Source organism: Zhongshania aquatica, from assembly GCF_027257955.1.
In the GTDB taxonomy this organism is placed as follows: Bacteria; Pseudomonadota; Gammaproteobacteria; order Pseudomonadales; family Spongiibacteraceae; genus Spongiibacter; species Spongiibacter aquatica.
Genome location: NZ_JANZNQ010000004.1, coordinates 1 through 22148 on the forward strand (window position 1 = coordinate 1; position 22148 = coordinate 22148).

Annotated in this window: 26 protein-coding genes and 1 tRNA gene; 11 read left to right on the forward strand and 16 right to left on the reverse strand. The window is 47.8% G+C overall.

The window, feature by feature from the left end; genetic code table 11:
• Both O9X78_RS04730 and O9X78_RS04735 read left to right on the forward strand, forming a co-directional pair.
• The coding region (locus O9X78_RS04730) for a hypothetical protein (RefSeq protein ID WP_269618469.1) at nt 1-953 on the forward strand (953 nt) is incomplete at its 5' end.
• A gap of 71 nt (nt 954-1024) precedes the next feature.
• Complete coding sequence (locus O9X78_RS04735) at nt 1025-1969, forward strand: hypothetical protein (protein WP_269618470.1); 945 nt, start codon at nt 1025-1027, stop codon at nt 1967-1969.
• A 971-nt stretch (nt 1970-2940) separates the two neighbouring features.
• Here the strand turns inward: O9X78_RS04735 and O9X78_RS04740 are convergent.
• Nucleotides 2941-3783: a tyrosine-type recombinase/integrase gene (locus O9X78_RS04740; protein WP_269618471.1), complete on the reverse strand. Its 843-nt coding sequence runs from the start codon at nt 3781-3783 to the stop codon at nt 2941-2943.
• 188 nt (nt 3784-3971) lie between these two features.
• Between O9X78_RS04740 and O9X78_RS04745 the strand changes: the two genes are divergently transcribed.
• Entirely contained in the window at nt 3972-4358 is a 387-nt protein-coding gene (locus O9X78_RS04745) for a DUF4124 domain-containing protein (protein WP_269618472.1), read from the forward strand.
• Here O9X78_RS04745 and O9X78_RS04750 read toward each other — a convergent pair.
• The 12 genes from O9X78_RS04750 to O9X78_RS04805 form a co-directional block, all read right to left on the reverse strand.
• Nucleotides 4355-5608, reverse strand: coding sequence for a zonular occludens toxin domain-containing protein (locus O9X78_RS04750; RefSeq protein ID WP_269618473.1), 1254 nt, complete (start codon nt 5606-5608; stop codon nt 4355-4357). The genes O9X78_RS04745 and O9X78_RS04750 overlap by 4 nt on opposite strands.
• Nucleotides 5609-5615: 7 nt before the next feature.
• A complete protein-coding gene (locus O9X78_RS04755) occupies nt 5616-5969 on the reverse strand; it encodes a DUF2523 family protein (protein WP_269618474.1) in 354 nt (117 codons plus the stop codon).
• 49 nt (nt 5970-6018) lie between these two features.
• A complete protein-coding gene (locus O9X78_RS04760) occupies nt 6019-7770 on the reverse strand; it encodes a hypothetical protein (protein ID WP_269618475.1) in 1752 nt (583 codons plus the stop codon).
• 65 nt (nt 7771-7835) lie between these two features.
• Nucleotides 7836-8078 (reverse strand): major capsid protein, encoded by a 243-nt coding sequence (locus O9X78_RS04765; RefSeq protein WP_269618476.1) that lies wholly within the window; start codon nt 8076-8078, stop codon nt 7836-7838.
• 63 nt (nt 8079-8141) lie between these two features.
• Nucleotides 8142-8387 carry a hypothetical protein gene (locus O9X78_RS04770; RefSeq protein WP_269618477.1) on the reverse strand — a complete coding sequence of 82 codons (246 nt, stop codon included), beginning with the start codon at nt 8385-8387 and terminating at the stop codon, nt 8142-8144.
• A 9-nt stretch (nt 8388-8396) separates the two neighbouring features.
• Entirely contained in the window at nt 8397-8699 is a 303-nt protein-coding gene (locus O9X78_RS04775; RefSeq protein ID WP_269618478.1) for a hypothetical protein, read from the reverse strand.
• Nucleotides 8662-10302, reverse strand: coding sequence for a rolling circle replication-associated protein (locus O9X78_RS04780; RefSeq protein WP_269618479.1), 1641 nt, complete (start codon nt 10300-10302; stop codon nt 8662-8664). Before O9X78_RS04780 ends, O9X78_RS04775 begins: the two co-directional genes overlap by 38 nt.
• Nucleotides 10295-10522, reverse strand: coding sequence for a hypothetical protein (locus tag O9X78_RS04785; protein WP_269618480.1), 228 nt, complete (start codon nt 10520-10522; stop codon nt 10295-10297). Before O9X78_RS04785 ends, O9X78_RS04780 begins: the two co-directional genes overlap by 8 nt.
• 599 nt (nt 10523-11121) lie before the next feature.
• A tRNA-Phe gene (locus O9X78_RS04790) sits at nt 11122-11197 on the reverse strand.
• 85 nt (nt 11198-11282) lie between these two features.
• On the reverse strand, nt 11283-11555 hold the full coding sequence (locus tag O9X78_RS04795) for an oxidative damage protection protein (protein WP_159240573.1): 273 nt from the start codon (nt 11553-11555) through the stop codon (nt 11283-11285).
• On the reverse strand, nt 11552-12634 hold the full coding sequence (mutY, locus tag O9X78_RS04800; RefSeq protein WP_269618481.1) for an A/G-specific adenine glycosylase: 1083 nt from the start codon (nt 12632-12634) through the stop codon (nt 11552-11554). The genes O9X78_RS04795 and mutY overlap by 4 nt, the downstream gene beginning before the upstream one ends.
• On the reverse strand, nt 12634-13029 hold the full coding sequence (locus O9X78_RS04805; RefSeq protein WP_269618482.1) for an acetyl-CoA sensor PanZ family protein: 396 nt from the start codon (nt 13027-13029) through the stop codon (nt 12634-12636). The genes mutY and O9X78_RS04805 overlap by 1 nt, the downstream gene beginning before the upstream one ends.
• Nucleotides 13030-13110: 81 nt before the next feature.
• On the opposite strand from O9X78_RS04805, the gene hisB reads away from it, so the two are divergent.
• Genes hisB through hisF form a run of 4 tightly spaced genes read left to right on the forward strand, consistent with a single transcriptional unit; the run spans nt 13111 to nt 15954 of the window.
• Nucleotides 13111-13704, forward strand: coding sequence for an imidazoleglycerol-phosphate dehydratase HisB (hisB, locus tag O9X78_RS04810; RefSeq protein WP_269618483.1), 594 nt, complete (start codon nt 13111-13113; stop codon nt 13702-13704).
• 11 nt (nt 13705-13715) lie between these two features.
• Entirely contained in the window at nt 13716-14384 is a 669-nt protein-coding gene (gene hisH, locus O9X78_RS04815; protein WP_269618484.1) for an imidazole glycerol phosphate synthase subunit HisH, read from the forward strand.
• 34 nt (nt 14385-14418) lie between these two features.
• On the forward strand, nt 14419-15153 hold the full coding sequence (hisA, locus tag O9X78_RS04820) for a 1-(5-phosphoribosyl)-5-[(5-phosphoribosylamino)methylideneamino]imidazole-4-carboxamide isomerase (RefSeq protein ID WP_269618485.1): 735 nt from the start codon (nt 14419-14421) through the stop codon (nt 15151-15153).
• A 24-nt stretch (nt 15154-15177) separates the two neighbouring features.
• Nucleotides 15178-15954: an imidazole glycerol phosphate synthase subunit HisF gene (gene hisF, locus O9X78_RS04825; protein ID WP_269618486.1), complete on the forward strand. Its 777-nt coding sequence runs from the start codon at nt 15178-15180 to the stop codon at nt 15952-15954.
• 70 nt (nt 15955-16024) lie between these two features.
• Here hisF and O9X78_RS04830 read toward each other — a convergent pair whose 3' ends face one another.
• From O9X78_RS04830 to gpmM, 3 genes are all read right to left on the reverse strand, one after another.
• The gene (locus O9X78_RS04830; RefSeq protein ID WP_269618487.1) at nt 16025-17389 is read right to left on the reverse strand and encodes a S41 family peptidase; all 1365 of its coding nucleotides are present in this window, start codon (nt 17387-17389) and stop codon (nt 16025-16027) included.
• A 68-nt stretch (nt 17390-17457) separates the two neighbouring features.
• Nucleotides 17458-18606 carry a murein hydrolase activator EnvC family protein gene (locus O9X78_RS04835; RefSeq protein WP_269618488.1) on the reverse strand — a complete coding sequence of 383 codons (1149 nt, stop codon included), beginning with the start codon at nt 18604-18606 and terminating at the stop codon, nt 17458-17460.
• Between the two features lie 13 nt (nt 18607-18619).
• The gene (gene gpmM / locus O9X78_RS04840) at nt 18620-20176 is read right to left on the reverse strand and encodes a 2,3-bisphosphoglycerate-independent phosphoglycerate mutase (RefSeq protein ID WP_269618489.1); all 1557 of its coding nucleotides are present in this window, start codon (nt 20174-20176) and stop codon (nt 18620-18622) included.
• A gap of 156 nt (nt 20177-20332) precedes the next feature.
• Here gpmM and O9X78_RS04845 point away from each other — a divergent pair, with 156 nt between their 5' ends.
• Genes O9X78_RS04845 through O9X78_RS04860 form a run of 4 tightly spaced genes read left to right on the forward strand, consistent with a single transcriptional unit; the run spans nt 20333 to nt 22093 of the window.
• The gene (locus O9X78_RS04845) at nt 20333-20746 is read left to right on the forward strand and encodes a rhodanese-like domain-containing protein (protein ID WP_269618490.1); all 414 of its coding nucleotides are present in this window, start codon (nt 20333-20335) and stop codon (nt 20744-20746) included.
• A 45-nt stretch (nt 20747-20791) separates the two neighbouring features.
• A complete protein-coding gene (gene grxC / locus O9X78_RS04850) occupies nt 20792-21046 on the forward strand; it encodes a glutaredoxin 3 (RefSeq protein WP_269618491.1) in 255 nt (84 codons plus the stop codon).
• Between the two features lie 55 nt (nt 21047-21101).
• Nucleotides 21102-21578, forward strand: coding sequence for a protein-export chaperone SecB (gene secB, locus O9X78_RS04855; RefSeq protein WP_269618492.1), 477 nt, complete (start codon nt 21102-21104; stop codon nt 21576-21578).
• 50 nt (nt 21579-21628) lie between these two features.
• Nucleotides 21629-22093 (forward strand): tRNA (cytidine(34)-2'-O)-methyltransferase, encoded by a 465-nt coding sequence (locus O9X78_RS04860; RefSeq protein ID WP_269618734.1) that lies wholly within the window; start codon nt 21629-21631, stop codon nt 22091-22093.
• Nucleotides 22094-22148 lie beyond the last annotated feature (55 nt).

Sequence of the window (22148 nt, forward strand, 5' to 3'; positions counted from 1 at the left end):
TAGGGCGCTCTAAGAGCGCTTTAGAAAAAGAGTTTTACGAAGAAATTGTGAGTCTGGTAGAAGAAAGTCGGCTTATATTTCCCATTAGCCAAGATGTTTTCCTCGAAGTCATTAAGCAATCCGACCCGGAGACGCTGCACCAAACTGTGACGTTGATTGATCGACTTTCTTGTGGTGTTTCTCTGATCAATTTTGAGGAAAGGCTGGAATTAGAAATAAAATATTTTCTGTATTCTAGTTTAGGAAAAAGCGTCCATGACTGTCGGGAGATGGTTTGGACAAAGCTGGCATACAATATGGGTTTTCTTACTCCCTCAAATGAAAACATTGACCCAGAAATAAATAAAGTAATCCAGAAGGCATTCATCGACCAAATGTGGGTCATATCTTTATCTGATATTGTCAAAACAATAAATGAAAATGGTGGGCTTTCCGAACTGAATATGCCTCGACTGTCCGAAAAGCTCAATGAGGGTAAGTTTAGTCACGAAAATGAGAATAGCTCGTTTAAGCAGATGTTTCTTAGTGAGCTCGCCGGGGCATTAGAGGGGTATGGGGATGTTGTCGCTAAGTGCCTGGAAGATATGTATGAAGCTGAATACGGAAAGGCCTTGTCTGAGGATGAAAGGAAAGATTCCGATTCAGGAAAAGGTCTGCGCAATGCCATTTACAATTTATTCAGGCTGAATAAGGCAAAGGACTACTTCCCAACATTCGATGTAATATCAGGATTACATGCGGCAATCCGGTGGGACAAAGGTCAAAAATACCAGGATAACGATCTTCATGACATTAGACACGCTGCGTCAGCGCTTCCATACTGTGATGCGTTTTTTACCGAGAAAAGGTTAGCTCATTTGGTTACTCAGAATATTACCGGATATGATCGGAAATATTCATGTGAAGTTTGTTCATCTGTATCCGGAGCGCTTGGCGTACTTCAGTATTTATAGATTGTATTTGTCCGCTTATGTCCGGATACGGAACATAGGAGTTACATTACCCAGTAGGAGATATTCTTGGAATGGAGTCCATTTCCATAATCGAGTTTTTGCCGTCGGCATTGGCTGCGGTCGCATCAGTCGCTGCTGCTGTTGCAGCTTTCGGATCTTTACGTGTCGGGCGAGAGGCAAAAAGGCTTGCCGAGAAGGCGGCCTTAGCCGACCACCACTCGGCCGCGGTGGCGCTCCTTTCCGAGGAACTGATTTCTGTAAATGAGTACACGAGCTCGCTTGTTCGGCTGTCTAGACGGCTGTGGATCGATTGGTCGTCAGAAATTGGTGCCCTAGATGAGCCCGAGAAGGGCGGGGTAGATCCGCGCCCATTGAGACATGTACTGGGTAATGGCGTGGAGATGCTAGTTGCTCACGGTAAGGAAAAGAATGGTTACCGGGGAGTGGGGCGCAATGCCTTCTCTATTGTTCGTGATGGCATAAATCAGCTAGATGATGTTGAGTATGCCAAGTTGCTTCAAATAGCAGATAAAACTTACAGCGATTTTGAAGCCACTTTTGGGAAGCCAAAACAGCAAGAACTAATTTCAGAGGCGCGGGCGTTTAGGTGGGTCATTTATCAGCTGCAAAAGAGGATTGGGATGCAGCAATGGAGAGACGTGTGGAAAAAGGGTTGGTCAGAAGATGGGTGGCTTACAAGGTACAAGAAAGAGTACGAAGAAGTATCTCCTATGCTGAGGGAGACGATGTCGAAGATCCAGCGCGAAAAGGTAAGGCTTTCCAATAGCACTTTTCCGCTAAATTCAAACCCAAAATTGGCTGCTAAATTCAACCTCCTCTTGGAAGTCTTAGAAATTGTTGACGAAGATTGCGATATGGGAATGGCAGAGTTATATGGGTTACAGCCGCATGATGATGACCTGATTGCTTTAGTTATCTACACGATGGCAATTTCGTACCTGCTTTGGCGTGTGGTCGAGGAGGCAATGGACGAAATGGTGACGCGCGCGGCGTAGTGATTTTTCACTACTGTCACTTTGATAAATGCGACAAAGAATTGCGGGTTAGAATAGGCGTGGCTCGGCAGGCGACAACTCCATTTTTTGTGCTCACTTGGAGCTAGTGAAATTTTCGCTAATTCTGCTGAGCCAGCCTCCATTCACTGGCCTAGACGGGCCTTGGCCCTATCACTTCGGCGGCAATATTCGCACATGCAAACCTTTGCAAAACATGAGTGTTTGGTGCGCTCGTTTTGACGCCGAAATGAATCCTTGTTTATCGGTATAAGTGCCGATAATAAAAATTCGAGTAATGACCCAAATCGAACAGCTTTATAGAGTTTCCTACCATATCTAACGAAAGGGGCTAGGTCGAGTTGCTGTGCTAATCGGATGCCAGCGGCCTTCTACAAAATTGAAGTGCCTGATGCCGCGGTTAATCACTCGTCTCGCGTGGTCAAGAATATGCTTCTTTGTGCTTGCGAAAATCAATCCGAGAATCTCGTTCTGTCGGATAGCTCCTGCATATAGAGATAGCATAAGCTCTATTTTAAATGACGACATTGGTGACTCCTGCACCTCTATGAGTATCTGATAGGGATTTTTGTGACTTCCGAGGTGAATGACGGCATCGGGTATTTTGTAATTATTTCTTAGATAAAATTTCTCCCTCAGCCGGAGCTGTCGATCACTCAAAAATCTGGCATTTTTATGCTCGTTTTTAAGGCGTAAAACATTTCAAGGCCTGTCTCTCCCGTTGGTAGGTTTCGAGAAGGCAGTGGGAGGGGGTGGAGCATAGTTCGCGTGTGAGCGGCGCGCATTTGTCCAGAATTGGTCCAAAACGGCGGCATGGCCACATCGCAATTATGCTGGGATTTTTAAAAGTATAGGAATATTAGGTAGTCGAATGGTGCCCAGAGACGGAATCGAACCGCCGACACGAGGATTTTCAATTTTCAAAGCGAGAACATTAAATTTTGTTAATGCTGTTATAACAAAGGCAGTTGGTCTCCTGTTTCAATTCTCTTTGCAGCCTGGACCAAATGATCACCACTTAAATGCGCATACCTAAGCACCATTTCAAACGTCTTCCATCCCCCTAAAAGCTGTAACTCCTGAAGTGATGTCCCATTCTGAACATGCCAAGACGCCCATGTGTGCCTAAGGTCATGCCATCTAAAATTATCAATATTTGATCTTTTCTTAGCAGCGGCCCATGCCTTAGTTGATGTGCGATCAACTGGCGCTCGATTGTAAACAAAACAATATTCATGATGTTCATTGGCGACCGAATTCAAGATATTCATAGCATCAGAGTTTAACGGAACTGTTATAGGTCGATTATTCTTAGATTCTGATGCTGGAATAATAGCTAATTCACGATCAAGATCTATTTGTGACCAACGTAAGTAACTTACATTGTGCTGTCTAAGACCGGTTGAAAGCGTAAATGCAGCCATCTTCGATAAATGCGGCGGGAGCTCTTTTATTAATCGTGCCGCCTCAGCTCTTTTAAGCCATCTAACGCGAGGCTCTGGCTCTCTGAATAGCTTTACCTTCGGTGCATGATCAATCCACCCCCAATAATCCCTTGCAGCTCTTAAAATAGCCCTTAGCAACGCAAGATATCGGTTCGCAGTAGACGGAGACGTTTCTAATTTCTTGTCATGACCTATCGTAAAGATAATATCTAAACTGATATCCGTAAGCGGTACACCGGATAAATACCTATTTAACCACCTAAGCTTAATCAAATCCTTTGAATGATCACGCTTATGGCTAGTAGTCAAAACCCAGCGATCAACAGCGTCATTCCATGTTTTACTTTCCACACCCTAACCTTAAAAATTCCAAAAGAATAATATGTAAATAACAATATGGGAATGCTGGCCGCAAGCACCCACGGAAAGTAACCGAAAGATAAAGCCATTCAGTTACTTTACGCGGGCATTTACGAGATATACACGACGACAAAAAAATGAGGTAGTATTTCCAGCCAAGATCTTAAAGGGAAAAGGATATGGTCAAAGGATTGATAGCGCTGGTATTAATTTCTACACCAGTAGCCGCGAGTACAGTCTATAAATATACCGACGCAAACGGTGTAACCGTTTATAGCGATAGCGAACCAACTAACACACAAAATGTCCACACAATAGAACGTAAAGACCTGCCGCCACTCCTGATAACTCAACCCGAGAAAGTCCAAAGAAAGCCGATATTCAACAACCCTAAACCCCGTCCAGCACAGCAACGCAACTATCAAAGTGAACAATGCAAAACGGTAACAGCACAGCTCGAATGGATAAAAAAAGAAATCAAACGCCGAACAGGAAGTTGGACTATCGAACAATTAAGAGACGGAAAACGGAAATACACCGACCTTAAGCATAAACACTGCATTTAAAATCCTTGAGAATAAGACGGCTCAGCTGAGGAATAATTGTTATTTGCAACGCTCCCACCAGCATTGACGGCAGAGGAAGGAGCAGTACGCTCAACACCCGTACCGTTAAAAAAATGATCATAAGGACGACGAGTGCCGATAACATATTTATTAATATGTTTTTCAAATTCCTCAACCGGATTTAACCCAGCTTTAGCGGCAGATTCCATAGCGACCCTATATTGCATTTCTTCACGTTGATTAGCTCTTTCGATTTCTTCTGGATCTTGTTTTGCGGGATCAAAATAACCATTATTCGCTAAATTTTTACAAGTAGAGATAGGAACCTTAGTGGTAGTTCCTTGCTGGGTAATGCACTTGCAAGTTTCGTATTCAGTATCGGGACGCCAGATAATACACGCAAGCTTAGGATAAGTTTTAGGCTTTGTTACATCATCATAAACAGGCGCGGTATGCGGTAAACCTTCGATTCTCGGTTGGTATTGAGCTACATATTGTTCAAACGTAATTTTTTCAGCAGTAGACGCTTTCGGGAAAAAACTATTATTAGAACTTGAAGAGGTAGTTTGAACAGTATCATCAGATAGACGATCACCACCGAAAACAGTAGACACACCATACCAAACGAGAAAGACAGCAATAATTAAAAGCACTGGAATAAGTAAAAACCTTTTCCACGGTACGTTAGCTTTTACAGTATGAACTTCAGCCGAATGATATAAACCGAAATATTTTTTATCTATTGTAATCTGTTTAGCTTGCGCTGCTTTTCTGGCGTGATAATCATTGACATTTTCACAACATTTCTGGAATTGATATCTAGTGACTAGTTGAGTACCGAAACGGCGATCAAAATGATAATGAAGCTCAATAAGGCCGCGCACAAAACTATCTATCTGCCCTCCGACTTTTTGCGTGATGATAACAATGTCATAACCATTATGGCGGTGAGTAGCTAATTTTTTAACTTGCTCTGGAGCCTCACCGCGTAAACGTTGCGGAAAAACATCATAAGCCTCATCAAATATAATTACAGAACCAAAAGGTAAGTCAAACCACTTCATAGCCTCTTCAAGAGTTAAGGCGGACCAAGGAAGTTTAACGTCACGAATGTTGAAATAGTAAACAGGTCGCCGTTTATCAGTTTTCACACCCTCTTCAAAAATAGCAAACGTGTCATCTTCATTTACAAACTTAATCGCATTAAGTGTTTTGGATGCGCCCGGTGTGCCAGTAAATAAATAAATCATGAATCACCTAATCACAAACGAAGTCTAATTTTTTAACCTTTCGGCCAGCAGAAGTCGCACCGCACAAAAACTTAATAGCGAGTGACGCATTCATCGCACTAAACAAGATGCTTAGAGCGTCAAAAACCCCTATATAATCAGCCCATAACAAAATCGTAGAGGGTAGACCATTGTAATATTGCAAAACCGTATTGATTCCATAATCAAACGCTAAATCTAGGCCAACCATCGACACAACACCAAGGCCCAAAGTAAACAACGCAACTTTAATAAGCCAAGGGACGGTATAAGCAGCGGCGGTAGTGACAACACCAGCAATCACAGCTCCAACAAGAGGCGCAGGCATAATTAATAACTCCAATGTTAAGCGGCGCGGTGGTGTAGCCAGCTACTACCACTCGCGCTCGCTTTTAACTATTAACAAACGAACGATAAAACATCATTAAACCGAGAAAAGATGCAGATATCAGAATAAAAACGCGAACGTAGCCACCGTACTGACAAATTATTGTCATCGGAACAGCTATCTGATTACCCATGATGGGTATCACTAAATCGGGAGGGCAAGAACCAGACCGAGAGTCAGCATTAAGAAAATCGCCAACGATGGCGTTACCATCACGCTCAGTAAAAATATCATCATCAGTAAAATCTTCTACTTTTGAAAACCCAAGATTCTGAAATGCAGTTTCCATATCAGAAGTCACTTTTTCTTGAGTGAGCGCACAGATGTTATCTCGATGCATTTTGGCAATTGCACATTGCACGGGATCGTTTTCGCATTTGAATTGCGTATTGCAATCGGAGATATCGCCAGCAGTTTTAACGGCATCGCATGACGTAACCCACGACTGCCGAAGTATGGCGCACTCTATAGCATCAGCATCACCACACTCAGGAGTTACTTTGCAATCTTTAGAAAATTGACCTTTTAACGAATCACAAGTTTCAGTTTCAGGATCACACTCTTGATTACAATCGCCTTTAACATAGCAAGACCCTAAGTCATAACACTTAGGATCAGAGTCACCGATCGAGCCGTAAACCTGACCATCTTTACAAACAGTCGCACCGTAACAGCCTTCTTTACCATCAACCTCACCCCAATATTGACCCTGCCCACACTGACCACCGTTTGAGGGTTGCCCATAACAACCATTCACACCGTTTTTTGATCCCCATGATGTACCAGAGGGACAACCGCCGGAAGGCTCAGGCTCAGGCAAACCTCCACTTTCAGACGTAGGAACGGCTGTGTCAGGCGGAGTAGCTTTAGGCGGCGGATGACAGTCAATGAACTGACAAGCCCAAGGTTCAGTAATGATTTCCTGAAATGGAGGCACTTCTGGCGGTGGCCCAGTCGGAGGCTCTACCGGAGGAGGCTCACAACCAGCGCCTAAACACTCTTGAGGCGGAGGCGGTGGCGGTGGATCATCGTCAATAGGAGGCGGTGGCGGTTGATCAGGTGGCGGAGGAGCGGTCGGGGGATAGTTCGGCGGCGGCGAATTTGGATCACGAATTGGCGGAACATCACGAACAGCAGTTGGAGGAATATAATAATCATTTATAGATTGTTGATTTTGGTAGGGGGGGATTCCACTAGAACCGCCACAACTAGCGTTCTGAACGTATAGGGATTCAGAAAGACTAATAGCGTAAGAATAAGCATCTTCCGAAACATCCTGAGTAGTAAGCCGCGTGGCTTGACAGCCGTTTAAACAATAGTTTTCTGTCTGATACCCAACGCTGACGTGGAGACCTGTACCGCTAGCAGGTTTTGCAAAAGGGCCAAAAGTCTCAGGGCCACCACTTTCTGCATTAGCAGCGTCCACAGCAGATTGAGCCGTAGCAATGTCACAAACTACAGTACACGTGGAAATAGCTACAAGCGGATAAGATAGAACCTGGCCACTAGACTTATTCTTTAAACGACAAGGACCATTAGGATTAGTCCAGTTACCAGAGTATGTCTGATGATCAATCGCTAAACACGCTTGTTGTTGTGTCGTATAACAATCAGTCTCATAACCGACTTGAGAAACCTTATATCCAGCTAGGGAATTAGCGGAAAATGAAACTAAAAAAATATATATAATTTTACGAAAGCGCGATATAGAACCCAGCGCAAATGACACAAAGAGTAAGGAACGATAACGACACACGCAGAACCCCTTAAATTGGAAAGGAAAAACCGCGCCCGAAGACGCGGCAAAAGAACAATTCAACCTTAGAAGAATTGCGCTTTAGTCCAGCGGATAGCCAGAGTCAGACCGGCAAGCGCTAAGATAGCAACGCCAACAGCAGTGATCGCAGTACCAGCGTCAGTAATCGCAGCAACTGCATCAGTAGTATCAAGAGCAGCGTGTGAAGCATTCGCAGCCAACATACCACCACCAACGACGGTCAAACGACCGACATTTTTTCCGATTTTTTTAAGCCCTTCGAAATGGGCTACTTTTGCTAATGGCATAAAAACCACCTCTTTAAAATGACGACCGCGAAAACTAATTAAGGTGATAGGCAGTCATTACTATCAACCACCCCGAGAGGGGCTAGATTCTGCAACGAAGCGAACGACAAAGCGAACCACCGCGCACACCGTAAAAAAAACTAATACCGCGCCTGTTAAATCCTGCACCTCATTCGCTGATAAATCTTGAACATATGAAGATGCATATTCGCGATTTTCTAACGTGCCAGTACAGCGGATTTGTTGTCCGCCCAGAGTGGAAGACTGAACGAAGGTTCCTTCGATACAAACAGCGGTATACGTAGCCATTAATTCAACCTACTTTTGCGCTTGCGAATTAACAGCAGAGGAACGCTCAAACGAAACAACCTCAAGCTTCCCATCATCACGAAGCTCGACTTGCGCCATCACTTCAACAGGGAATTTTTCCGAAACGAGAGACATAGCCAATTCAGGAGGACACCCCATCTCAACGGATTTATACCCGGCAGCAATGTTATTCGCATCACGACCGCGCGCAGGTTGCATAGTGTGTAAAGTGCCCATGTCGTAAGGATTACCGGATTGTCTACCGATGCCTTGTCTACGAGCTGTACCCAAAATAGTTAATTTCTGTTGCATGGTTATCACCTCTCTTAACCGCCGCTAGTTGGGCGTACATTGAATAGTAGTCAACGCGACTACCAGTTTCGGAATCAAAATAGCTGTGGGTTTGCTGATATTCCCTATCAGATAAATGTTTCGGCTGATTACGTAGTGCACGCCGCCAATAATGTTGTTTTTTGAACTCAGCGTAAAATTGAGAGTCAGGACGATCACCCGCCCGATACGCTTCACCGGATGGCTTTTCAGGTAAGAAATCACAGACGTCAGCGTGCCAATGCCCGGGCGACCTAGCCCAGTTCATAAATTCATAAAATGAATCTTTATTTTTGAAAATAATTTGATAGCGAGTTGCAACAACAGGAATTTCATTAATTAAATCCCTCGTCTTTTCTAGTTGCTTTCCAACGTAGCGACGAAGGTCACGCATTGTTACAGCATCAACCGTTTCTAAACTATTTTTTAAAGCCTTGCGCTTGTTATAAAGATCACCATATTTATGAGTCAGATGATCAGCAACATCAGCAATTAGAGCGCCCATAATATGAAGTTGACTCTCTTCGATTGTTTCCCAGTCGGGAGCACGAGCGCCGGCGGATATACCGTAACGGTTACCGCGAATAGAACCTTGATCAGATTTACCCTGAGCTTTACAAAGATAACCGGCGGCTTTCATCATATACGCGGCAGCAGCATCAGAATCACGGAGCTTTTCAATATGGGCCATGCCCTGACCCCAAAGCGATTCAATACGCTTAGCCCACGACGGAAACAAAGAATATTTAACACGCCAATTAATCAAAACGTGTACATGCGGATTAGGTGTGCCGTCTTTACCATCTGGACATTCAGCCACCCACAGATAACGCAATTGTTGATCTGAACCCGACTCACCAAGAACAGAGCCGTTTTGTCTAACGCAAGCGATACGACGCCCATTAACAACGAATTGAGCTTTCCAACCCCTAGACCACATTTTTTGCAAACCATCCATAAAACGGGAGACTTCTTTTTGAATTGAAGTTTCACCTAGGGCCATTGCGTACCGAGCCTCAGGAGAAAACGTCAGGGTGAAAAACGTCCTAAACCCACCGTGTTTTTTCGCAACGTAACACGCAGAATCACATATTTTTCTGACACCACGGTCAGAGAGCAAAGAGGTAATGCGCGGCCCGTAATTGTCTGGAGGTACAGAACCAACAGTAGTTTCAACACGCGAACGAATACGATATTCATTCGACCACTCACGGAATTGAAAAACCGCATAAGCAGCCCTTTCGCCCTCTGGAGTGTGCGAACGCTTAAAGCCACCGTAGTGAACATCACGACGAGGGGCAGACTCTAACGAGTCTGAAAAAACCGGCTCAGAGTGTTGGATATTTTTCTGAAATTGTCGTGTCGGACATTTGGTTGCCTTGACTAGCCTATTGCGCTCAGCTTCGCTGAGCGCCTTACACCAGTGCTGATCACGCTTTACATCAGCCAATGAAACGCCATCAGCAAAAATAAAATTTTCATTTATTTTCGTCGGCTTTTGAGGATTGGAATAGAGAAGATGCGCATTACGAATATGCGAACTAGAGTAACCGGCAGAATTGAAAAACGCGGGGTTTTTATCCATCAGTTAAAACCACCAATTGAATAGAATCAGCGTCATAAGGCAAGCCGAGAGTATATTTCTCTACTTCCTTGGAAACGTGGACAAATAACGAAACCGCCGTAACAACGGCTTGACCCAAATCACGCGGCAACGATTCAAGAGCCTCATGAAAACAGTCACCACAGAAGTGGCCAATAGGTGTATCGATTGCGATTGCGTCCCCGCATTTATCACACGCCATGAGTACGGTCTCTTAATAAATTCAGTAGAAGAATTGTCCGTCAGGACAGGAGAAGGAGTTTTTTCAACGAAGTCAGCTAAGCGAAGAACCATCCACAAAAGACAAAAAGTAATGATTACCGTAATGACATAAGGCGAGACGGGCGATACGGGCGCGAAATAGACCGCGAGAGGGCAGAAGCCGAAAAACCAGAGATCAAGGAACCGTTTTTTATTTATCATGCCAGAGCCTGTATAGTGCGCTTCAACGTTGAGGCGGACTGTACATTGATAATTTTCGCGATGTCAATCATGATTCAACAGGTGACAGACACGCTAAGTAGGCAAAAGCTATGAAAAGTTACGAATGGATAGTAAAAGTTAAAGAGTTTAAGAAATTGCCGAGCGACAATTCAGCGGCAAATTTGATAGGAATTACGCGATCAGCGGTAAGCCATCACAAGATCGGGACATGCTTAAGCTTAAATGACGAGCAATGTCTGAAAGTGGCGGAATTACTGGAAATCGAGCCGATTGTTGTAATTGCAGATCAACGCGCAGCAGGTGCAAAAAGTGACAGCATGAAAGCGGTTTGGGAGAAAGTGAAGAGCAGTATTGTAATGGTGCCCAGAGACGGAATCGAACCGCCGACACGAGGATTTTCAATCCTCTGCTCTACCGACTGAGCTATCTGGGCCTAGTATGAGGGCTTTGGCTGCCTCTCAGAAGGCGCGTATTAAACCTGTTCCGAAACAACGAGTCAAGCCCCTGAGATTGAAGACTTATTCGCTGGGGGGGACGTAGCCTTCAGCTTTTTCATAGTCTTCGCCGGATAGAAACTTTTCCATCTCCGCCTGTAGGAATTTCCGTGAGGCGGGGTCCATCATGCTCAGGTGCTTTTCATTGATGAGCATGGTTTGGTGGGCGTGCCATTCTTCCCAGGCTTTTTTGGAGACGTTCTCGAAGATGTCTTGGCCTTTGGGGCCTGGGTAGGGCGGCTTGTCTAGGCCGTCGAGTTCTTGCTGGAATTTCTTGCAGAATACGGTGCGGGTCATAGTGGAGTTTCTCTTAATAAATCTGAGCTGAATACGGCGTCGAGCAGTTTTTTAACTGGCGCTGCGAGGCCGACTTGTTGTTCAGGATGTCCCTTATACCAAAGCTGTGGCTTGGCTTCCATGACGACGTTTGCTTCGGTGTTCAGCCGTACGTGCACAGGAGTGATGTCTAGATGGAAATGGCTGAAGGTGTGGCGCATGACCGGCCAGTGTTGTTTGGTGCTGCCAGCGCTGAGGTTTTTGTCTATATAGTGATCGAGTTCGTCGGCATTTGCTGCCTCAGGAAAGCTCCACAGGCCACCCCATATCCCGCTGTCGGGGCGCTGCTCTAGTAATATTTCGCCGCGATTATTTTCAATAATCAGCATGTGAACTTGTCTAGTCGGTATTTGTTTCTTCGGCTTTTTGCTGGGGTAGTTGGTTTGGGTGTTGTTTGCGAAGCTCTGGCAGTTACTTTGTACTGGGCAGCTAGGGCAGTCGGGGTTGCTGCGGGTGCAGAGGGTGGCACCGAGATCCATGATGGCTTGGGTGTAGTCGGCGACTCGCTTTTCAGGGGTGAGTTCTTCTGCTAAATCCCATAATTGGCTTTCGACTTGTTTTTGACCGGGCCAGCCATTTATGGCGGCGTAGCGTGTGAGCACTCGCTTTACATTCCCGTCGAGTATTGGCGCGCGGCCACTGCAGGCGATGGAGTATATGGCTGCAGCGGTGGAGCGGCCAACGCCGGGAAGTTGCTGCAATAGTTCGTGGTCGTGGGGGAATTCGCCACCGAATTCGTCGCAGACCATTTTTGCCGCCTTGTGTAAGTTTCTGGCGCGGGCGTAGTAACCCAGGCCTGTCCACAGAGCTAGCACGTCATCACTTGGCGCATCGGCGAGACTTTTTACGGTCGGGAAGCGCGCCATAAAGCGCAGGTAATAGTCGATAACGGTGGTGACTTGGGTTTGCTGAAGCATAATTTCAGACACCCACACCCGATACGGCGTGATGTCTTGTTGCCACGGCAGATCTTTGCGACCGGCAACGTCGAACCAGGCCAGCAACTGTTGGCTGAAGATAGGCTTATTACTCGATGTCATTAAGTATTGCGCTGCCAACACCAGAGGCTGTTATTGGCGTTAAAACCCAGTTCTGAGAATAGATTGACTAGCTCTGGCGCTTTGCGCAGATCGGCGGAAATAGATTTCAGGTCATCGGGTAGTTGCTTCATCGCTTGAATGATGAGCTGCCTCGCCACGCCCCTGCGACGTGTTACCTCGCGAACGGATAAGCGCGCTATTTGGTAGTCGCCACCGTATATGGGGGTGAGCGTGAAGGCCGAGAGAATTCGACCATTAAAGCGGCCACCGTAGATAATTAGCTTACCTGACACGGCGGACGCCAGTAGTTTTACACTATCGTTGGGGTACAGTATTTCGAGGTCAGCCGCATCCTGAGGATCGGGTTGTGTGATTATTTCTGCATATACAGGCATTTAGTACGTTTCTGCTTGGTGTAATACGGGTCGGGATTTTTTATAATACGCTATTGTAAGCAAATAACCGATGAGGCGTCGATGAACGAGCGCAAAGCTACGATCAGCCGTAACACCCTAGAAACCCAAATTACCGTGACAGTGAATCTGGATGGCACGGGCACGTCTCATTTTGAAACTGGGGTTCCGTTCCTAGATCATATGATGGATCAGATCGCACGTCACGGCCTGATTGATTTGGTGGTCAACGCCAAAGGTGATCTTCACATTGATGCGCATCACACCGTAGAAGATATTGGTATTACCTTGGGCCAAGCTTTTGCTGAAGCCGTGGGTGATAAGAAAGGTATTACTCGCTACGGTCACGCTTACGTGCCGCTGGACGAGGCTTTGTCGAGGGTGGTGATCGATTTCTCTGGCCGCGCTGGCTTGGAATATCACGTGCCTTATACCCGAGGTAGCGTTGGCGGATTCGATGTGGACTTGTTCTCTGAGTTTTTCCACGGATTTGTAAACCACGCCAAAGTAACGCTGCACATTGATAATCTGCGCGGTAAAAACACCCATCACCAAGCGGAAACGGTGTTTAAAGCATTTGGTCGCGCCTTGCGCATGGCTTTGCAGGCCGACGAGCGTATGGCGGGAATTACGCCTTCTACCAAGGGCAGTCTCTAGGGTTTATCGGTATGAGTTCTTCTTCCGTTGCCGTCGTTGATTACGGCATGGGTAATTTGCATTCGGTAGCCAGCGCTCTCGAAAAAGTGGGTGACGGCGTTAAGGTGATTGTCACCGACTGCCCAGAGACTATTCTCGGCGCCGATCGCGTTATCTTCCCCGGTGTTGGTGCGATTCGCGACTGCATGGCTGAACTAAAAGCCCGTGGCCTTGATGAAGTGATTCAAGAGGTGGCAGCGCAAAAGCCAATGCTCGGAATCTGTCTTGGCATGCAGGCGCTACTGGAAAGTAGCGAGGAAAACGGCGGTGTAGAGTGTTTAGATATTCTGCCCGGTGCGGTTAAGTTTTTTGGTAACGATTTGCATGACAGCGCGGGTACACGCCTTAAGGTGCCGCATATGGGCTGGAATAACGTTGCCCAAACTATTGAGCATCCGCTGTGGGCCGGCATCGCCAATCATAGCCGCTTTTACTTTGTGCATAGCTACTACGTAGATGCGCCTGACTTTGTGGCTGGCACCGCCGATTATGGCGTACAGGTTCACGCAGCGCTTGCCTGTGAAAACGTGTTTGCTGTGCAGTTTCACCCAGAAAAAAGCGGTGAAGCTGGCCTGCGCCTGCTGCGTAATTTCTTGAATTGGGATCGCCCCGTGGCGAGCTTCTTTCCGGTAACAGATTGATCTCGTTGTCAGAATTTATTTTTAGGTTTTTATTATGTTGATTATCCCCGCAATAGATTTAAAAGACGGCCAATGCGTGCGCCTGCGTCAAGGCGAAATGGGCGACTCTACGGTATACGGTAATGACCCCGTGGAAATGGCCGCGCGCTGGGTTGCCGCGGGCGGTCGTCGTCTGCATTTGGTTGATCTTAATGGCGCTTTTGAGGGCAAGCCGGTGAATGGTGAAGCGGTAACGGCCATCGCTAAAGCTTACCCAGATCTGCCGATCCAAATAGGCGGCGGCATTCGCTCTTTAGATACCATTGAGCAGTATTTAGATGCGGGTGTTAACTACGTGATTATTGGCACCAAGGCAGTAAAAGAGCCGAAGTTTGTTGCCGAGGCGTGTAAGGCATTTCCCGGCTCCGTCATTGTTGGCTTAGACGCTAAAGACGGTTTGGTTGCCACCGACGGGTGGGCAGAAGTGTCGACATTATTGGCGACGGAATTAGCCAAGCGTTTTGAGCAAGATGGCGTTAGCTCCATTGTCTACACCGACATTAGCCGCGACGGCATGATGCAGGGCGTTAATGTTGACGCCACTGTGGCCATGGCCAAGGCCTCTGGTCTGCCTGTTATTGCCTCTGGTGGCGTGACCAATATGGATGATATTCGGGCGCTAAACGCGGTTGCTGAGGCGGGCATATTAGGTGCCATTACCGGTCGCGCGATTTACGAAGGCGAACTCGATTTAGCCGAAGCGCAGCGTTACTGCGACGACAATCGCTAAAAGCGGACAGGACGAGAAACCAATATGGCTCTGGCTAAACGCATTATTCCCTGTCTAGATGTAGACAAGGGGCGCGTTGTAAAAGGCGTTAATTTTGTAGGGATTCGCGATGCTGGTGATCCTGTAGAAGTGGCCAAGCGCTACAACGAACAGGGCGCTGACGAAATCACCTTTCTCGACATTACCGCGACCCACGAAGGCCGTGAAACTACGGTTCACACCGTTGAGCAGATTGCCGCCGAGGTGTTTATTCCACTCACGGTGGGCGGTGGTATTCGCGAGATTAAAGATATTCGCACTATGCTCAATGCTGGCGCGGATAAAGTTGGTATTAATTCGGCGGCGATTCACCGGCCAGACTTTGTTAAAGAGGCAGCGGATCGTTTTGGCTCCCAGTGTATTGTTATTGCGATAGATGCCAAACGTGTTGCCGATGAAGCCGATGGTCGGCCGCGCTGGGAAATTTTCACCCACGGCGGGCGCAAACCAACCGGCATCAATGCGGTGGAGTGGGCGATTAAAATGGTCGCCAACGGCGCTGGCGAAGTGCTACTGACCAGTATGGATGGAGACGGCACCAAGGCAGGTTACGACTTGGCATTGACCCGCGCTATATCTGAAGCCGTGCCGGTTCCGGTTATCGCCTCTGGTGGCGTGGGTAATCTGGATCACATGGTGGCAGGTATTCAAGAAGGCTTGGCGGATGCGGTATTGGCGGCAAGTATTTTTCATTTTGGGGAGTACACGGTGCCAGAGGCTAAAGCCTACATGGCGGCGCGAGGAATAGAAGTCCGTTTGTGATGTGGTAAAAGAAAGCATAAAAAAAGCGGGCCTTGGCTCGCTTTTTTTATGCTTGTGTATTGGCTACGCCTTATTGCGTTCCTGTTTCGCTTTTTTTGTCTAATAAGGCTGTTTTGGGTGCAGACATGATATTTAAACCCTTGAGAAGATTCAGCGCCTCGTAGAGTTGGTTGTCGTCCGCAGCTAGGTCTTTGCGCTCACCTTTCTCAGCTTTGCGGCTAGAGCTGTCGCTTTCCTTTCCGTCTCCTCGGCCTAAATGACCGGCAAGATCCGCTTCGGTAATCTCTAGGCCATTGGCGGTTAACGCTTCAATACGGGCGCGTTCTACTATGATGTCAGGGGTGATGCCCTGTGCCTGAATTGAGCGGCCACTAGGCGTGAAATAACGCGCGGTGGTTAATTTAATAGCGCTGTCTTCTGATAGCGGCAATACCGTTTGTACCGAGCCTTTACCAAAGCTAGTGGTGCCCATGATCACAGCGCGACGATGATCTTGCAGAGCGCCAGCCACGATTTCAGACGCGGATGCAGAGCCGCCGTTAATCAGCACAACCATAGGTGTACTGTCTGCTGGATTTCTTGCGCTGGCCATAAACCGGCTGTAGGCGTTAGGCAGGCGGCCTTCAGTGTAGACAATTAGGCCATCGTCGATAAATTCATCGACCACCTGCACTGATGCCTGTAGCAATCCGCCAGGGTTATTGCGCAGGTCTAAGATCAGACCTTCGAGTGGATCGCGGCCAGCTTTCAGCTTTGCCAATTCCTTTTTTAAGTCCTGGCCGGTGCGACTCTGGAATTGTGAGATACGAATATAGCCATAACCGGGTTGCAAGGTTTCACTGCGGACACTCGCGACGGTAATCACATCGCGTTTTAGTTTTACCTCAAAGGGCGCGCTAATACCGCTGCGTAAAATGGTGAGTACAATTTTGCTGCCGGCGGGGCCGCGCATTAGTGTTACCGACTCCTGCAACGACATACCTTTTATAGGCTTATTGTCGATTTGGATAATCAGGTCGCCGGTTTGGATGCCCGCGCGCGCAGCTGGGGTATCATCAATGGGCGTAACAACTTTTATAAAGCCATTTTCCATGCCGACTTCGATGCCTAGGCCGCCGAATTCACCGGTAGTGTGATTTTGCAGATCTTCAAAGGAGCTGGCGTCGAGGTAATCCGAGTGTGGGTCTAGTCCGCTGAGCATCCCGCGTATCGCATTTTCAAGCAGGGTCTTATCGTCTACTTCTTCTACATAGCTAAGACGAATCTGATTAAAAACGTCGGCGAAATTCCGCAATGATTGTAAGGGCAGTTGGCCCAGTGGTGCAGCGTCGGAGTCTGCGGTATCGGCGGTGTCATTTTCGGCGATCGCGCCTATGGGGGCGGCCAGGAGCACGACCATAAGAGCAGTAAGTGTGTGGCGTAGCATGTGTGGCATGTATTCAGTTCCTGGACGACTTAAATCGAGGTTTATTGTATCTTGCTTTATCGGCGATTACTTCGCCCTTACTGGCACCAGCGCCGTGGATCTGTGGGTTGGCCTTTGTAGCGAATCTCAAAATATAACCCAGCTTGGCGTTGGCCACCGCTATTTCCTACAGTTGCCACCGCTTCGCCACCCTTTACCCAGTCGCCTTCAGTGCGCAGCAGGCTTTGGTTGTGTGCATATAGGCTAAGATAACCGCCGCCGTGATCGACAATAATTAGTAAGCCCGCGCCGCGCAGCCAATCGGCAAATACCACGCGGCCATTGTGTATCGACATAACCGCATCGCCTTCTTTCGCCGCTATTTGAATGCCCTGCCATGTCACGGCGCTGCCTTGGCGAGACGCCCCATAACGATTGAGGGGTTTACCTCTTACCGGCCAGGGCATTTTTCCGCGCATGTCTTTAAATGGTTTATAACTAGCTGGAATGGCGATATTGGTAATTTCACGCTCGACCGCTTGTAAGACGCTTTCTAGGCTTTTACGTTCCTTGTCGAGCATGTTGAGCGAGCTGTTTGTGTTGACTATTTCCCGATCTATTCCGGCTAGCGCCCTGGCGCGCTGTTGTTTTTGTTGCAGCAATGCCTGTTGCTGGCGTTGCAACTCTGAGCTCGTCTGGGCCAGAGCTTGAGCTTCGGCTTCAATGGCTGGTTTGAGCGAATCCAGTTCTGATAGTGTGTCCCGGTACTTGATGAGTTCTTCGCTGCGGGCGCGGTTAAAGTAGTAAAAGTAGGTCAGTGTTCGGCTGAGTTTTTCGGGATTCTCCTGATTCAGCAGCATTTTTAATTGGCTTTCTTTGCCGAGAGTGTAGGCGTGGCGAACATGCTCGGCAATCAGCTTTTTCTGGCTCTGTTGCTTCTGACGGAGCTGCCCCTGACGCGTTTCCAATTCGGCCAGCTTACGCTGCTGTTGGTCACGTCTATTGCTGGTGTGGTGAAGTTTTGCCGCCAGTGTGCCGATGTCTTTTTCGATAGTGCGCAGTGCTTTAGCGGTATTACTGCGATCGGTTTGCTGTTTGCTAATTGATTTTTTTAGCGAGCTTATCTTTTCGTTTAGGGTATCGAGCTGGCGCTGGGTGTTGCCATTGTCTGCGACAGCCAGCGTTGCAGCGCCTATCAATAACAAGGCAAAAAGTGATTTGCGAAGAATGGCGGCGCGCAGCAGCACGTGAATAATCGCCTTAGGCTTCGCGCAGCAAATTAACGCCGGTCATTTCAGCGGGTTGGTCGATAGCCATTAGTGCCAACATAGTGGGGGCGATGTCGGCGAGTCTCCCGCCATTGGCTTGTAGTACGCCCTGTTGGCCGCCCACGTAAACCAGCGGCACTAGTTCGGTTGTATGTTGGGTGTGGGCTTGACCGGCGTCGTAGTCGACCATTTGTTCGCAATTGCCGTGGTCTGCGGTGATTAGGCAATGACCGTTCATTTCAATAACCGCATCGGTGACGCGTTTTATGCAAGCGTCCAAGGCTTCAACGGCTTTGACTGCGGCGGAAAGTATACCTGTGTGGCCAACCATGTCGCCGTTGGCGTAGTTGCAAATAATGGCGTCGTACTTTCCGCTGCGGATGGCGGCCACTAATTTATCGGTTACTTCGGGTGCGCTCATTTCTGGTTTTAAGTCGTAGGTGGCGACATCAGGAGAGGGGATGAGCTCTCTGTCTTCACCCTTATAAAGGGCTTCGCGTCCGCCGCTAAAGAAGAATGTCACGTGGGCGTACTTTTCTGTTTCGGCAATGCGAAGCTGGGTTTTGCCGGATTTCTCTAGCACTTCACCTAAGCTGTTGTGCATTTTTTCTGGTGGGTAGGCGACGGCGGCTTTAATAGTGTCGGCATACTCGGTGGTCATGACAAATTCCGCTAAGGCGGGGATGGCGCCACGTTTAAAGCCATCAAAGTCCTGATCTACAAAGGCGCGGGTGATTTCCCTTGCGCGGTCGGCGCGGAAGTTCATGAAGATGACACTGTCACCGTCTTTGATATTGCCGTCGAGTTGACCTTCGGCCTTGATCACTGACGCGTTTACAAATTCGTCGTTTTCATCTCTCGCGTAAGCGGCTGCAAGTGCTTCTGTGGCGGAGCTATAACTGTATTCTGCGCTAGATTGGGTGAGCAGATTGTAGGCTTTTTCGACGCGATCCCAGCGGTTGTCTCGGTCCATGGCGTAATAGCGGCCGATGAGCGATGCGATGCGTCCCTTCCCGAGTTCGGCGAATTTCTGATCTAATTTTTCTAAAGAATGCTGCGCACTGCGCGGTGGTGTGTCGCGACCATCTAAAAATGCGTGCACATAAATTTGCTCGGCGCCGCGCTTGGCGGCGAGTTCTATCATGGCGAGAATGTGGTTTTCGTGGCTGTGGACGCCACCAGGCGAGAGCAAGCCGAGAATGTGTACTGCTTTGCCCGCAGAAACGGCTTTATCAACCGCGCCTGTGTACGTTGGGTTGGTAAAAAAATCACCGTCAGCAATGTCTTTGTCGATGCGAGTAATGCTTTGATAAACAACGCGTCCAGCGCCAAGGCTCATGTGGCCGACTTCAGAATTCCCCATTTGACCGTCAGGCAGTCCGACATCGAGACCCGATCCAGAAATAAGTGTGTGCGGTGACTTTTTCCACAGGGCGTCCCAGTTGGGCGTATTTGCCTGGAGAATAGCATTGTCTTTGGGGTCTTCGCGGTAGCCAAAGCCGTCAAGTATGATTAATACAACGGGCTTTTTGGTTTGCGTGTCGGCCATAATAGAACCACTTTAAATCGGCTGGAATGAGCTCGCTATTGTAACTTTTTCGGCACAATGAGGCTATGCGGTGAAGGGTGAGAATTGCACAGTGGCAGTGTATACTCTCGCTTTTTTCGCGAATTGTGTTCACCGCGACGTATAAAGAGAGTTTTCATGGAAAAATTAATCCCCTTTGTTGCTGAGCAGTGGATACTTATATCGGCATTGATCTCTTGCTTGCTGTTATTGAGCTTTCATGAGTCTAAGCGTGCTGGTAAATCCATCACGCCTCAGCAGATGGTAAGCTTACTGAATCAGGAGAGCGCGGTGGTCATCGACCTTCGCGATAAGGCTGAGTACAGCAAGGGTCATATTTTAGATTCAGTGAATGTGCCGTTTGCAAAGCTAGATAAAGAAATTGACGGTATTGCCGACAAAGACAAGCCAGTTGTATTAGTGTGCAAGCTCGGGCAGCACGCAAGTGCGGCGGGCAAGAAGTTCGGCGCCAAAGGCTATACTCAGGTTCACCGCTTGAAAGGCGGCATTTCTGAGTGGCAGGCCATGCAAATGCCATTGGTAAAAAAGTAATCAGCCGACTTACAGTTGGTACTAGTGTAACGGGGAGAAGTGAAGATGGCGAAAGTAACAATTTACACCACGCGATTCTGCCCCTATTGCGTCCGCGCTAAGCAGTTGCTTAGTAGCAAGGGCGTGACATTTGAAGAGATTCCGGTCGATGGCCGCAATGATCTTCGCAGTGATTTATTGGCTCGCACCGGTCAGCGTACCGTGCCGCAAATCTGGGTCGGTGAAACCCATGTTGGTGGTTGTGATGAGCTAATGGATCTTGAGCGACGTGCTCAACTAGATGGATTGCTCGCCTTGTAATTAACGATGGCGCCCATATTGTTTATTTATACCCAGAATTAGGAAATAGAAAATAATGTCAGAAGAAGCACAAGCTCCCGCCCAGCCTAAATTTGCGTTACAGCGTATTTACGTTAAAGACGCGTCGTTTGAATCGCCTAGCGCACCGTTGATTTTCACGAAGACGTGGAAACCAAAAATACAAGTCGATTTGAATACCCGCAGCAACCCTGTCGCTGAGAATAATTTTGAAGTTATTCTCACCGTCACCATCACTGCCAAATTGGAAGATGATGAGACCGCATTCTTGGTGGAAATTCACCAAGGCGGATTATTCCTTGCTGAGGGCATTGAGGGCGAACAATTACGTCAGCTTTTGGGTATAGCGTGTCCAAATATGCTATTCCCGTATTTACGCGAAGCGGTTGATGCGTTGGTCGTTAAAGGTGGTTTCCCTGCCCTTGCCCTGCAGCCGGTTAATTTTGAGGCGCTTTATCGTCAAGCGCAGCAGCAGGCAGAGCAAAAAGCGGCCGCTGAACCAACTACTCACTAAGTGAGCTTGCGACGCTGGGCTGATCAAGTCTAGCGTTGCCCAATTTCCTCATGTTTCATATCGCCCTGCATGAGCCGCGTATTGCGCCCAATACCGGTAATATTATTCGTCTTGTTGCGAATAATGGCTGTCATCTGCATTTAATTGAACCGCTGGGTTTTGATCTCGAAGAAAAGAAACTTCGCCGGGCAGGGTTGGATTACGCTGATTTAGCTCGGGTGAGCCGGCATGCGAATTATGAAAGTTTTCTGCAAGAAATGGCCGGTCGGCGTATCTTTGCTCTAACTACCAAGGGTAGCCGCAACTACGCAGATGCCGAATTTAAAGCCGATGATGTGCTGTTATTTGGCTCTGAAACCGCTGGCCTACCGCAGAATATTCGCGATGATTTGGGAGTTGAGCATTGCTTAAAAGTCCCGATGATCGGTACGTCCCGCAGTTTGAATTTGTCGAATACCGTGGCGCTGGTAAGTTATGAAGCGTGGCGGCAGGTGGGGTTTCTGGGTTCGAGCTAGGCGACGTGAATCTGAGGTCGGATGTAAAAAAGCCCAGCGCGAGTGCTGGGCTTTT